The organism is Alkalispirillum mobile, assembly GCF_003664325.1.
Classification (GTDB): domain Bacteria; phylum Pseudomonadota; class Gammaproteobacteria; order Nitrococcales; family Halorhodospiraceae; genus Alkalilimnicola; species Alkalilimnicola mobilis.
In genome coordinates this window covers 1,642,328-1,655,684 of the sequence record NZ_RCDA01000001.1, presented here as the reverse complement: position 1 = coordinate 1,655,684, position 13,357 = coordinate 1,642,328, and the positions used below count along the sequence as shown (strand labels likewise).

Sequence of the window (13,357 nt, the reverse complement as noted above, 5' to 3'; positions counted from 1 at the left end):
GAGGTAGTTAATGCACAGCGTTAATCAATACTCACAGCAGTTTAAGGGCCGAGTGTGTGTGGTCACCGGGGGAACGCAGGGGCTAGGCGAAGCAACGGCTCGGCTTTTTGCCCAGCGGGGCGCCGCAGGCGTGGCCTTGTGTGGCCGCAATGTCCAGAATGGAGAGAGCGTCGCTTCGTCGATCAAGCAAGAAACTGGATGTCCCGCGCTATATGTGCCGACTGATATATCGAAGCCTGAAGAGTGTGCGCACTTTGTCCGTGAAGCGGGAGAGCAGTTTGGGCGTATCGATGTGTTTGCCAGCTGTGCAGGCACGACCGAGCGAGGGTGGATAGACGATACCACACCTGAGATCTGGGATCGTATCTTCGCAACGAACGTGCGCGGTCCCTTCTTCATGATTCAGGAGGCCGTAAAGTGGATGCGTCGAAATCCTCTGGATGATGCCTCCGCTCGTGGCTGGATCGTTAACGTGATCTCCATCTCCGCGCATGGGGGGCAACCTTTCCTGGTGCCATACGCCTCGTCAAAGGGTGCCTTGCAAACCCTGACCAAAAACCTGGCATTTGGTCTAATTGAAGATCGCATCAGGGTTAATGGGTTGAATATAGGTTGGTTGAATACGCCAAACGAACACGCCGTCCAGCAGAGTTTTCATCATCGGGACCCCAATTGGTTAGAGGAGGCCGCACCGTTGCAGCCATTCGGGCGCCTCATCGAGCCTATGGATGTAGCGAATGCCATTGCGTTTTTGGGGTCCGAGGAGTCTGGGGTGGTCACCGGTTCGGTTATGGACTTCGACCAGACGGTTATTGGTTGTCGGTTCAAGAAGCCAGGTGAATGACCGGTCCGCCATGGTGATTTGCGCCCTTTTTGGTAAGCCGGTCGGCCATAGCCTGTCACCGGTGATTCATGGTGAAATGGCTCGGGCGGCAGGGCTTGAGTTGGGGTATATCAAGGTCGAAGTTCCCGAGGCTGCGCGGTTGCCGCAATATCTCGAGGCCCTGCAGACACTTGGCGGTGTAGGGGCCAACGTAACGCTGCCGTACAAAGTCGATGTTGTTCAGTACCTGCACCAGGTGGATGCCTCGGCTGCGGTGGTGGGTGCAGCGAACACGGTGGTGATGGATCCTGAACGTGGGTTCATTGGCTATAACACCGACGGACTGGGGGCGGTCGCAGCGATGGACGCCCGGCTTCGTAAGGTGGTCAAGGGTGATCGGATTGTCATTCTGGGGGCGGGTGGTGCTGCGCGGGCCATCGCCCATGCGGTTTGTTTGCGTGGTGCAGAGGTGGATGTGCTCACGCCGGTGGCGGAGGAGATTGATGGCTTCAGCCAGGCACTATCGCCAAGCTGCGCGCCGCACCTCCGGGTTGAGCAATTAACCGAGTCCGTTCTGCTGGATCGGTTGCACGCAGCTGATTTCCTGGTCAATGCCACACCGTTGGGCATGAGCCCGAGAGAAAAGACGACAGCCGTGCCAGAATCCATTATCCAGGCGCTCGCTCAGGCTCGCCCCATGCAAACCCTTCACGTACTGGATGCGGTCTACAGTCCCCGCTTGACACGGCTGCTGGCTACCTGTTCGAAAGCGGGTGCCCAGACCTGTTCCGGCCTTTGGATGCTGATCTACCAGGGCGAGGCGGCCTTTCATCTGTTTACCGGCCATGATCCGGGGACGGCGAACCTGCCCGCCTTGTACGAGTTGCTTAGCGCACGGTAGGCGGCTGGCATCCAGTCCTCCAAACGCCGTGGACTGCCCTGGGTGATCTCGGACGACAGGGCCTGGACCGCGTTAAGCAGGGCCTCAATGTAGGCGCGGCTGAACGCATCCTGGCGATAGGCGGCGCGGATGCGCAGGCGGTTGCCCGGCTCCACAAAGAGCGTCAGCGGGAAATGGGGGACGCTTCGGTACGCTCGCTGCTCGATGGTTAGCGCTCCTTGCCCATCCTGGGGGATACCCGGGAGGTTCAGGTAGACGAAGGTCGATTCGAACAAGGGCAGCCGGTCAGAGGAGACTTCACTGAGACGCTCTATGTCACCTAGGTCACTGGTGGCATGCTGACGCACCTCGAGCAGTCCCCGCTGTAGGTCTTGCAGCCAATCGCTGATATCGGCATAGCGGGTGAGCCGCACGCGCATGGGCAGGGTGTTCACGGTGAGGCCGATCATGTCGGCGATGCCCTTCGGCCCCTGCTCGCGGCCGGAGGCTATGGTGCCGTAGACCACATCGTCGGTGTTGCAGGCCTGGGCCAAAACAGCAGCCCAAATGCCCTGCATCAGGGTACTAACGGAGACCCGGAATTGCCGGCTGACGCCATCCAGCGCCTGGCCGTCCAGGTCGATGGTGGCGGTCGCGAAATCGTCTATGGGGTCGTTCGAGCTTTGGTCAATGGCCTCTGCCAGCATGGTGGCTGGCTGCTTGAACCCTCTCAGCAGGTCTTTCCAGAAGGTCTCAGGCCCTTCTCCGGGCGACCGGTTGTGGACCCATTGGATAAAATCCCGGTAGGGCGCGCGCGCCGGCAGATTGGGCTCTCGCCCCTGGTGCAAGGCATCGTAAGTTCCCAAGAGATCCTGAATCAGTAAGCTCTCCGACCAACCATCAAGGATGATGTGGTGATAGGTCCAGATCAGCTCATGCCGGTGTGCTCCGGTGCGCACCAGGACCAATCGCATCAGCGGGGCCTGTCCCAGCTTGAACCCTTGGCGGATCTCTTCGGCTTCTAATCGCTTCAGGGCAGTTTCCTCTTCCGATGCGGAACGCTCACGCCAGTCTCTGATCTCCAGCGGCACCGGTGCCTGATGTTGGACGACCTGGTGAGGCTGCCCCAGGCCCCGACGTACAAAGGCGGTACGCAATACCGCATGGCAGGCAATCAGGTGATCCCACGCCGCCGCAAAAAGGTCCGGGTCCAGTTGCCCGCTTAACGTGAGCCGGGTCTGCTCTTTGTAGATGCCGCTATCTTTACGCGCCATCAGGCATTGGAAATAGATCCCCTTCTGCGTGGGCGATAGGGGGTAGACCTGATCCACCTGGTCCGGCTCCGGTAGCCGCTGGCGCAACGCATTCCATTGTGCCAATTGGTCATTGGCAGCCCTGCCTTGGGTGGGGCCAGCCTCGTCAGGCCTGGGCGTTTCGCGATCGAGGTAAGCCAGTTGTGCCACGGTGGGGTGCGAGAAGACCTGATGCGGTGTGATTCGCAGCCCCCGTGCCTCCGCGGTCAGCACAATGTTCAGCGCTTGTATGGAGTCCCCACCCAACGCGAAGAAATTATCGTTCACCCCGATGGGCTCGACCCCCAGCACCTCAGAAAAGACCTCGGCCAATAAGGCCTCCTGGGTGTCTCTGGGCGCCAGGTAGGGGGTGTCCAGATTGCGTGCACGCCAGTCTGGTGCTGGCATGGCCTTGCGATCAATCTTGCCGTTCGGGGTAAGCGGCATCGCCTCCAGGACGATGAGCGAGGATGGCAGCATGTACTCGGGCAGGCGCTCGCCGAGAAATGCGCGCACTTGCTCCGTTGCCGGTGCTTTATTCGCGCGCGGCACAATATACCCGACCAGTCGTTTATCCCCGCTGGGGTGGGCCACATCCAGCACGATGGCCTCTTGAATGTCAGGGTGCTGTACGAGCGCGGATTCCACCTCGCCCAGGTCCACGCGGATGCCACGCACCTTGACTTGGTTGTCGCGGCGACCGAGCAATATCAGGTTGCCGTCGGGCAATTGCCGGCCCAGGTCGCCGGTCCGGTAGGTCCGGACGTGGGGGACATCTTCATGCCGCTGAAACTTTTCCGCTGTCAGCTCAGGCTTGTTCAAGTAACCGAGGGCTACGTGGCGACTGGTCAGGGTGATCTCGCCCGTATCGCCCGGGTCGACAGGGTGCCCATCGTCGCCCACCAAGGTCACCGCCGTATTGTCTACTGGCGTACCGATGGGGAGCGGATAACAGGGCACTTGTGTTGTCTTGTCGATTCGGTAAATGGTGCCCGTGGTGGATTCCGTGGCGCCGTAGGCATTTACCAGGATGGCTTCATCCGGGAACCACTCACGGAACGCATCCATGTCGGCCTGATGCACCATGTCCGCGCCCAGGGCCATGGCCCGGACTGCAGGCCGTTCCTGGCGCCTGGCCAATACCCGCATCAGGTTCCGATACACCGGGACCGCCAGGTGGCAAATGGTGAGTCGTTCCGCCACCACCAGATCAGCCAGGCGATCAAAGCCCTGATCGCGGACGTCGAATATATAGGAGGTGGCACCGTTCAGGAGTGCGCCGTAGGCGTCCTGTAGCGAGGAATCCCAGGTGAAGGCGGACGCCAGGCTCATGCGGTCTCGGTGTGTGATGTCGAGCGCCTCGGTCCAGACCCGGATATGGTGGAGCAAATTACGATGACTCTGAAGAATCCCCTTGGGCTGACCGGTGGAGCCGGAGGTGTAGAGGATGTAAGCGTAATCATCCGGCCCTACGGTGCTGGTCAGTGGGGCACTGTTGTCGAGGTCATCCGTTTTGATGACACGTTGGCTCTCTTGTGCCAGCGATGCAGCCAGTGTGGCATTGTCGCCATCCGTTAGCAGCAGACTCGCCTCCGAGTCCGCGAGCATGAATTGCAGCCGCTCACTGGGTAGTGCGGGGTCAAGGGGGACGTAGGTGGCACCGGCCTTCAAAGCCCCGAGCATGGCAGCAACCATGGGGGCATCATGGGGGAACAGCAGCCCCACACGAGTCCCGGGTTCAGGACAAGCGGCGTATATCGCTTGGGCAATGCCGTTGGCCCGCTGTTCTAACTGTGCATAGGTCCACTGGGTGGTTGGTGAGCGGACAGCCAGCCGATCTCCGAATCGTTGGGCGACGCGCTCAAACCGCCCGGGTACCGTGTGGTCGACATCCATGGTGGTGAAGGGCAGCGGGACCTCTCGGGTTGGGACCGCACGCTGCGAAACCTCACTAGGCTCGGCTGCCGAACCAGTGTGGAGACTGCCCCTGAGCCAGGGTCGCGTTCTGCTGTCATCCAGGCTCATTATGATGCCCTCGTGTTGGGTTTGGTCCGCTGGGTCAGCTCAATCCCTTCGCCACGGTGTCCAGTGTGGTCATGAGAAATTCGCGCTCGGAGTCATCCATTGTCAGCGGCGGTGTCACCTTTACGGTATTGCCCTGTCGGCCACCGTAGGCCAACAGGAGTCCCTTTTCCTGAGCGTGGCCGGCAAACGTTCTGGCCTTCTCTGGGCTGGGGCGTCCGGTTTCGTCCACGCAGTCGAAGCCCAGCAACAAGCCTTCGCCGCGCAAGCCGGTGATGAACGCCATCTCGCCTTGCAGGGTCTTCAGGCCCTGCCAGAGTGCTTCCCCCTGGTCTGATGCCGAAACCCATGGCTGAGTGGTCTGCATCAGGTCAATTACGGCACTGCCAGCCGCACAGCCCACCGGGTGACCGGCGAAGGTGGCCGTATGCAGGCCGGCTGGCAATGACGCCAGGATCTCCTGTGACCCGAGCACTGCTGAGATCGGGAACCCGTTGGCCACCGACTTGCCCACCAGAATCAAGTCTGGTTCAAGCCCCGCTTGTCCGCCATAAAAGGGCACGCCGCATCGGCCCATTCCGGTCCAAAGCTCGTCGAATATCAGCAATGCCCCCGCGTTGCGGGCCAGTTGCTGCACCCCTTGCAGGAATGCGTTGCCCGCGGGGATGACCCCCTCACTGGAGGCGACGGGCTCCAGAATCAGCGCTGCAGGGGGCGCCCCGGCACGCGCCATGTTGCCAATAATGGTAGACAGTTCATCAAGGCAGGCTTCCGTCTCACCCATTGGGGCCGCGGGGTCGTGGTGCAACGGATAGGGGGCCACCTGAACGGCGTCGGCGGCCTGGGGAGAATACTTCCGGAGCGCCTGTCGCCAGGTGACGCTCAACCCCCCGGTGCTCTTGCCGTGATAGGCGTAGCTGAAGGAGATGACGGGGGTGCGCCCGGTATAGGCGCGAGCCACCTTCAGCGCGGCCTCTACGGCCTCGGTGCCCGCGACGCAGGTCAGCACCGTACATGGACTGAACGGAGAGAATTCGCCCAGCCTGGCAACGAATCGATCCCGCGCATCGCTATGGAAGATGGAGCCGGTGTGGATCAGGTTTCGCGTCTGCGCAATGGCGGCCTCCACCACCTGCGGGTGGTTATGCCCCAGATTGAGTGCGCCGCTGCCGGCCGTGGCATCGAAATAGCGATGGCCATCCGCATCAAAAAGCCAGCAGCCTTGACCTTTCGTAAAGCGGGGCAGACCGGGGTAGGCCTCCAGTTGTGCCGTGGAGGGGGCCTCAATCGCGCTATTCCCGTCTGGCAGGGGGTTGCGGTGCGGTTTCATGGGGTAGCTGTCCTACGGTGGTGGGCGGTCGGATTTTCGAGCCATGCCAGCGTCCAATCCGATACCTGCGTCCGCCACTCATCGCGGGAGAAGGTATGGTTGGCCTCGGGCAACGGCTTGACCTGCAGGTTGGGCCTCTCCAGCAGGCCCCGCCAGGCGGGGGATCGGTTGGTGGTATCCAGAAACTCGGTGGCGGTCAGGTCCTGGCCACTGAGCACCAGCAAAATGGGCCCCCGAAAGCGCTGCCAACTCTCCGCCATGCGCTCGGGCAGGGGCTGCCGCGCGCGTCGGGGCGGATGGCTGGGCGCTGCTGCTTGCTCACCCTGTGCCGCGGGCGTCTTTCTGGCTTTGTCGGGGTGGCGGCTGGCGGTGGCTTTTCGCGTCATCTGCAGCAATGAGCGCAGGGAGTTCGCGGGATTGACCCGGCCGGCCGCCAGGCTGGTCCAGAAATCTCGGCTGATCAGCCGTTGTAGGTAATAGCTCTTCAGGTAGGCGCGGGCCAGGCCTTCCTCGGTGCGAATCCATGGATTGACCAGTACCAGCCCCGTGACCCGGGAGTCGCGCCAGGCATAGAGCAGCCCTGCAGAGGCAGCGTCACATAGGCCCCAGATGACGATCTGCTCAAGGCTAGGGTGAGTCCTTTGGAACTGATCAATCGCGGCTCCAATATCGCCTTCGATATCCTCGAAACCGCGCATGTCGCCGCTGGAGTCCCCCATGCCGCGATAGTCAAAGCGGAAGACGGGAACGCCCTCCGCTGCCAGATCGCGGGCCAGGAGCAAGAACTGGCGGTGGCTGCCAACCCGATACTGGGGGCCGCCCACCACAACCAAGACGCCGAGGCGGGCATCGGCCGCACCGCGGTGGAGGATGCCGAGCAACTGCTCCCCCTCATGCGGGAATATGACGGCTTGTTCCGCTACTGGCATCGTTATCGGTCGCCTCCTGTTCCAGGCTGAGTGTCGGGCGCGTTTGCCTCCAGGAGTGGGTCGACCGCTACGCGGGGTGTTCGTGCCGCCGAGCGGCTGACGTGCAGGTATGGGGGGGCATCGCCGAGCGTAAGCTGAAATCGACCAAACAGGATGAAGACCCGGATGCCGACCTGCTGGGCGCCGAGCCGGCGATGAGCGGCCAGCGAGCTGGTATTGTAGGCGGAGATGCGGCTGCAAGTGTAGCGAACGCCCGAGGTCATCAGTTTTTCTTGCGCCGCTGACCAGAGGCAGCCGAAGACACCGCTCAGGCGATACTTGGGGTGGATATACACGTCGAAATCCCAGGCAGCCTCCCCCGGGGGACCGGGTAGAAAGACGCACCGCACCTCGTCTTCCTGATACGGGCCTTCCACCCACCAGAAAAAACCTGCCAGCTCCGAACCCTTCAATGCCACCAGGCAGCGCGCACCCTGGTTGAAGCGGGCTTGCAGGGTGGTGGTTCCCCGGCCCATGAGGTCCAGAGCGGGATCGTCTGGCCGGGCCTCGCGAATCTCCAGGTTTTTGCCTAATCGGGCCGGCATCACCACGGAGTCTGCCAGAGGCTGCGCAAAGAGCCGGTAGGTGATTACGCGGGCGCGTCCCCTGCTGAGCCCGCCAGCGGCCCGGTCCAGCAGGTACAGTGACCCGGTACCTGGTCCGAGACGGGCGAAGGTGGCACGCAATCCCGAGAGGAGCCGTCGTACCCGCATATCAGACCAGCGTCTCCACAGGCTCCGGGTGGCCCAGAAAGCGCGTTGGACTGGCAGTGTAGCCGTAAGCGCCGGACTGAAAAACAGCGATCAAGTCCCCCACTTCCGCCTTCGGTAGCTGAACCTGCTGGGCGAGGATATCCAGCGGTGTGCATAGTGGGCCGACGATATCCACTGTCTCCCGCGGCGTTTCCGCCATTCGGTTTGCGATGGCCACCGGGTAATTCTTGCGGATGACCTGGCCAAAATTGCCCGAGGCCGCCAAGTGGTGGTGCAGGCCACCATTGGTCACAAGGAACACGCGGTCCCGGGAGACCTTGCGGTCCAGCACCTCTGCCACGTAGATGCCCGCCTCCCCTACGAGATAGCGGCCCAACTCCAGAATGATTTCTGCTTCCGGTAGGCAAGCACGCACCTGGGGCAGGCGTGCATCCAGGTGCTCGGCGACCGGGGCCAGGTTCAGGTGCTGATCGCCGGGGAAATAGGGGATACCAAAACCGCCGCCGATATTCAGCATTTCCACCGGACCCGGGGCCGATTCAGCCAGCCGCAGCGCTAGGTCCAGGGTCAGGCCCTGGGCCTCGACCAGGGCATCAGCGCGCAGGTTCTGCGACCCGGAAAAAATGTGAAAGCCGCGAAAATGGAGTTGGTGATCGCGAATTCGATGGAGTAACTCGGGCACCCGTTCCGCGTCCACCCCGAAGGGCTTGGCACCACCACTCATCCTCATGCCTGAGGCCTTCAGCTCAAAGTCGGGATTAACCCGCACGGCGACCTGGGGGGTGTGGCCGGTGGTCTCTGCGATGGCGACCACCCGGGATAGCTCCGTCTCCGATTCAAGATTGATGGTCACGCCCGCCGCCAGCGCGGCGCGCAATTCCGCTGGGGATTTCCCGGGCCCGGCAAAGCTGATCGTCGCGGGGGGCGCGCCCGTATCGAGCGCGACCCGCAGCTCCCCGCCCGAGGCCACATCCAGGCCATCCACGTGCTTTGCCATGTGGTCGACAACCGCGGGCATTGGATTGGCCTTGATCGCATAGTGAATGGAGATGCCCGCGGGGAGCGCCGCGCGTAACGCCTGGACGCGCTCCGTCATCAGTTGCCGGTCGTAGGCATAGAACGGCGTTTGGCCGACCCGCTCTGCCAGATCCGGCACTGGGACGCCGCCGACGCAAAGGGTGTTCCCTTTGACTTCGAAGTTATCGATAGGCACATGACTTGGGCGCTTCTCGCTCACGACGCGTTATTCTCCTGAAACAGGTCGGTGAACTCGGTGGCCAACGACTTCCGGTCGATCTTGCCGTTGGCATTGCGCGGCAATGGGTGCTGACGCAACTCCACATGCGCTGGGAGCATGAAGGCTGGGAGCAGAGGGCGTAGCTGGCTCACCAGGGACTCACCGGTCAATCCCTCATCACGAGCCAGTGCGACGACCACGATACCGTGGCCCAAGGTGGGGTGCGGGACCCCCAGGGCTGCTGCCTCCGCCACCAGGCCGGTGCTGTAAATGACCTCTTCGACCTCATTCGGGCTGACCCGGTAGCCAGAGGTCTTGATCATTTCATCCCGTCTGCCGATGAAATAAAGGAACCCGTCCTCGTCCATACGGACGGTATCGCCGGACCAGACCGCAAGCTCCTGCCTGGGCAGCCCCGAGGGTTGCCCAGGCGCGGGACGGAAACGCTCGGCGGTGCGCTCCGGGTCGTTCCAATAACCCTGTGCAACCAGTGCACCCCGGTGTACCAACTCGCCGGGCTCTCCGGGCGCACAGGGGCTCCCATCTTCGCGCACCACCATGATGTCGGCGTTAGGAATAGCCTTGCCCATGGAGTCGGGCCGGCGCTCCACCTCCTCTGGGGGCAGGTAGGTGGAGCGAAAGGCCTCAGTGAGCCCATACATCAGGTAGAGCTGCGTATGCGGTAGGCGTTCGCGCAAGGCATTCAGTGTCTTGCGCGGCATGGCGCCACCGGAATTGGTGAGATAGCGGAGGCTTTGGCTGGCCCCTTCCGGCCATTCGAGCTGGGCCAGCTGTATCCAGAGCGGGGGCACCGCCGCCAGCCCCGTGATCTGCTCGCGGTCAACGGCCTTGATGACGTCTCGGGGCAACAGGTAGTTGAGCAAGGACACCTGCGCACCGGTGAGAAAGGCGGTGGTGAGCTGACTGAGGCCGTAGTCAAAACTGAAGGGCAGCACCGAAAGGATGCGGTCCTCGGGCCGGTTCTCCAGGTACTGGGCAACACTTCGAGCGCCGGCCACCATATTCTGGTGGGACAACACCACCCCCTTGGGCTGCCCGGTACTCCCCGAAGTATAGAGAATAGCCGCCATGTCCGTGTCGATGGTCCGGTGTCCTCGAGCGCCCTGGGGGGCATCTTGCAGAGCAGCCCAGGCTTGAACCCTATGGGGAGTGCCACCCGGGCCGGGGCCTGGCGGCTCAGCATCCACCAGCAGCACGGTGTGTAGATCGGGACAGTGCGCGAGCGCAGCCTTTATCGCTTTGTATCGGTCTGCAGAGGTGACCAGGACTCGCACGTTACAGTCGCGGAGGATATAGCCCACCTGCTCGGCCTTCAGCAGCGGGTTGACCGGCACGAATACGCCACCGGCCAGGGAGGTGCCCAGCAGCGCGTGTACAGCTTCGGGGCGTTTATCCAAATAGACCGCCACCCGTTCCTGCTTCAAGAGGCCACATTGGCCTAATCCCGCAGCGGCTTTCTGGACATCATCCGCAAGCGTGCCATAGTCGATGGGGCAGTTTCGATGTCGCAAGGCGGGGGCAGATGGCGCACTTTCGGCGCTTTTCAGGACCGTTTCATGGACCAATGTGGGCGTATGCATGTTGTTGATTGGGCTCGCTTCCTTGGGGTCGTTGCCTGCTCCGGACTACCCTGCTGGCGTACTCGAGCGCCTGCAAGGTCTTCCGGGCGGTCACACTCCTCATGTGTTGACTAGTCTTAAGGGTGGCATGCTTCACAGCGTTTGCCAGTCAGCACCACGGGCCCAGTACCTGGTGGGGGCCATTCGGACAAGTAAAAAACTTTAGAGATGCGCGATTACACCCTCTTTTTGATCATAATGGTTCTCGTCCCCATCATCTTGGCGAGGCCTTGGGTGGGCATTCCGGCATGGTTCTGGGTCGGCCTGATGGTGCCGCATAGCCTGACTTGGACGTTCATGCGCACCTTCCCGATTGCCACAGTGATCGGCGGCACGACGCTGGTAGCCCTCTTGTTGGCCAAGGACCGGCGACCGCTCCCGCTTACCCGCGAGATGGTCATGCTGTTCCTTTTCCTTGCCTACGTGACCATGACCAGTTACTTCGCGGTCAACTCCAGTGGTGCCTGGGGCTTTTGGCAGCACTTCGTCAAGATTCTGCTGATCACCTTCGTAACCCCAATGCTTATTCATGGCCAGAAACGGATCGTTTGGGTGCTGTTGGTCATAACCTTCTCTATTGCGTTTTACGGTTTTAAGGGGGGCATATTTACTATTTCTACCGGGGGTAATTATCATGTGCTAGGCCCTAGGGATTCATTTCTTTCGGGTAACACCTACATTGGGATAGCGATGCTGATGGTGTTGCCGATGATACTGGTGACGGCCCGAATGTTTCACCAAAAATGGGTTGATTTGGGCTATCCGATTATTCAGCGATTTTCCAGGCCCATCGGTTGGGGGGTGTACGGGGTCTTTTGGCTCACTGCAATTGCCACCCTGGCGACTTATTCACGTGGCGCGCTGGTTGGCGTGCTGGCCATTGCACCCTTCCTCTTTATTAACATGAAGAAGAAATGGCTTTTGGTGGTGACCGGGTTTGTTGCGATTAGTGTGGTGGGCCTTACTGTACCCGACCGCTTGATGGACCGGTGGCAGACCATCCAGACCTATGAGGAAGACACCTCAGCTATGCAGCGGATCCAGTCCTGGGGGGTTAGCTGGAACATGGCCAAGGAGAGCCCGATAACAGGAAAGGGCTTCCGTTACAGTGTCCTGGGGTACGACTGGTGGATTCAATACGCAGAGTTTGAAGGCCATTGGCGTCATGTTCTGTCGCCGCATAGCGTCTATTTCGGGCTGATGGCACAGCACGGTTTTGGGGGGCTGGCAGTTTTCCTGCTATTGATGGGGTTCACCTTCATGACCCTGAATCGAATACGACGAACGGCACGCAGGAAAACGGGGCAAATCTGGCTCGCGGAATACGCTTGGGCAATACAGGTTGGGTTGATCGGGTATCTAGTTGCAGGCGCCTTCCTGGATGTGGCTTATTTCAATCTGTTGTATGCCTTTATTGCGCTGACGGTGATCATGCGGCGTGAACTGGAGGAGGCACCGCAAACGGAAACCGCCCAGGAAGAAGCGCGCTCTGCACGTCAGCCCTGGCCCGCTGCCAATGGTGTTTCGCCAACCGGTCTGGCACCACGTACAGTGAACCGCAGCGCTGACCATGGTTGAGCGATTCAGCCGTTGCCAGGATTTGTTGACCGATGCCCTCCGTGAACAGGTCCGGCCTGGCGTGGGGCTCTGGGACCCGTTGCGTGCTGGCCCTACTCCGCCAGACCATTACGGCAATACCAGTGCCGCCCTGGCCTTGTTGCTAAGCCGGGGCGGTCCCGATCCAATGTGGCAGGAGCCGCTCGGGGCCTGGCTTGGCTTGGCCCAGGGGCGTATCGGCCACGCGCCGTTCAATCGTTTCCTTCTCAACCTTATCGCAGGAGTGCCTGCCGCTAGGGAGGTCGGAAGTGGCCGCGCCTTGCTCGCGGGCCGGAATCGTTGTCGCCTGCAGAGGCATTATCCTTCCAACAACTGGCGGCTACTTGCTCAACTGTGCCAACTGATCGAGGCAGAAACCACATGGCGCCGGCAAAGGGCGCTGGATAATCTGCTGTCCAGCTTGGATCGATGGCTGACATCCGCCGGGGGGTTTATCGATTTCCCCGCCCGCCCGCAAAAGGGGACTCTGGGGGCGACCCCCATTGCCTATCACCACAAGGCCCTGTTTGTGACCACAGTGGCGGCCTGCTTTGTAGATTCGAGCAAGCTTTCCCAAGCCCTGCAGCGCATGCTTGACTGGGCGTTGTCCTATTGGGATGGCGCTGGTCACGCCGGCGGCTACGGGCGAAGCACTCATTCTCTATTCGGCGATGCTTGTTTGGTGGCAAGCCTCCGATTGTTGGGGGTCCAAGGGACGGAAAGTCGGCCTACGGGTGCTGGCCAGGTGCTGGATGGCGTTTTGGCGCGCTGGGAGGCCCAGCGTCGTTCGGACGGCCTAATAGGGTTGACCCCGGCAGATGGGGAGAGTGCCGGCCAGTCGGGCTGGGACAATTAC

General features: G+C 61.4%; 9 protein-coding genes. 3 read left to right on the top strand and 6 right to left on the bottom strand.

Annotation, left to right across the window (positions count from 1 at the left end):
* The first annotated feature begins 10 nt into the window (after window positions 1–10).
* Together DFR31_RS07855 and DFR31_RS07850 are read left to right on the top strand one after the other, a co-directional pair.
* Complete coding sequence (locus DFR31_RS07855; RefSeq protein ID WP_121442035.1) at window positions 11–844, top strand: SDR family oxidoreductase; 834 nt, start codon at window positions 11–13, stop codon at window positions 842–844.
* A gap of 10 nt (window positions 845–854) precedes the next feature.
* Window positions 855–1,724, top strand: coding sequence for a shikimate dehydrogenase (locus DFR31_RS07850; protein WP_170153627.1), 870 nt, complete (start codon window positions 855–857; stop codon window positions 1,722–1,724).
* Here the strand turns inward: DFR31_RS07850 and DFR31_RS07845 are convergent.
* The 6 genes from DFR31_RS07845 to DFR31_RS07820 form a co-directional block, all read right to left on the bottom strand.
* Window positions 1,652–4,891 carry a non-ribosomal peptide synthetase gene (locus tag DFR31_RS07845; protein ID WP_170153626.1) on the bottom strand — a complete coding sequence of 1,080 codons (3,240 nt, stop codon included), beginning with the start codon at window positions 4,889–4,891 and terminating at the stop codon, window positions 1,652–1,654. The two genes, DFR31_RS07850 and DFR31_RS07845, sit on opposite strands and share 73 nt — an antisense overlap.
* 163 nt (window positions 4,892–5,054) lie before the next feature.
* The gene (locus DFR31_RS07840; RefSeq protein ID WP_121442032.1) at window positions 5,055–6,347 is read right to left on the bottom strand and encodes an aspartate aminotransferase family protein; all 1,293 of its coding nucleotides are present in this window, start codon (window positions 6,345–6,347) and stop codon (window positions 5,055–5,057) included.
* Window positions 6,344–7,276, bottom strand: a complete 933-nt coding sequence (locus DFR31_RS07835) for a hydrolase 1, exosortase A system-associated (protein ID WP_121442031.1) — start codon at window positions 7,274–7,276, stop codon at window positions 6,344–6,346. The genes DFR31_RS07840 and DFR31_RS07835 overlap by 4 nt, the downstream gene beginning before the upstream one ends.
* Window positions 7,277–7,278: 2 nt before the next feature.
* Complete coding sequence (locus tag DFR31_RS07830; RefSeq protein WP_147436954.1) at window positions 7,279–7,866, bottom strand: GNAT family N-acetyltransferase; 588 nt, start codon at window positions 7,864–7,866, stop codon at window positions 7,279–7,281.
* 163 nt (window positions 7,867–8,029) lie between these two features.
* Window positions 8,030–9,265, bottom strand: coding sequence for a pyridoxal-dependent decarboxylase, exosortase A system-associated (locus DFR31_RS07825; RefSeq protein WP_425452528.1), 1,236 nt, complete (start codon window positions 9,263–9,265; stop codon window positions 8,030–8,032).
* A complete protein-coding gene (locus tag DFR31_RS07820; RefSeq protein ID WP_121442029.1) occupies window positions 9,262–10,866 on the bottom strand; it encodes an acyl-CoA ligase (AMP-forming), exosortase A system-associated in 1,605 nt (534 codons plus the stop codon). The genes DFR31_RS07825 and DFR31_RS07820 overlap by 4 nt, the downstream gene beginning before the upstream one ends.
* Window positions 10,867–11,073: 207 nt before the next feature.
* Between DFR31_RS07820 and DFR31_RS07815 the strand changes: the two genes are divergently transcribed.
* A complete protein-coding gene (locus DFR31_RS07815) occupies window positions 11,074–12,483 on the top strand; it encodes a putative O-glycosylation ligase, exosortase A system-associated (RefSeq protein WP_121442028.1) in 1,410 nt (469 codons plus the stop codon).
* Window positions 12,484–13,357 lie beyond the last annotated feature (874 nt).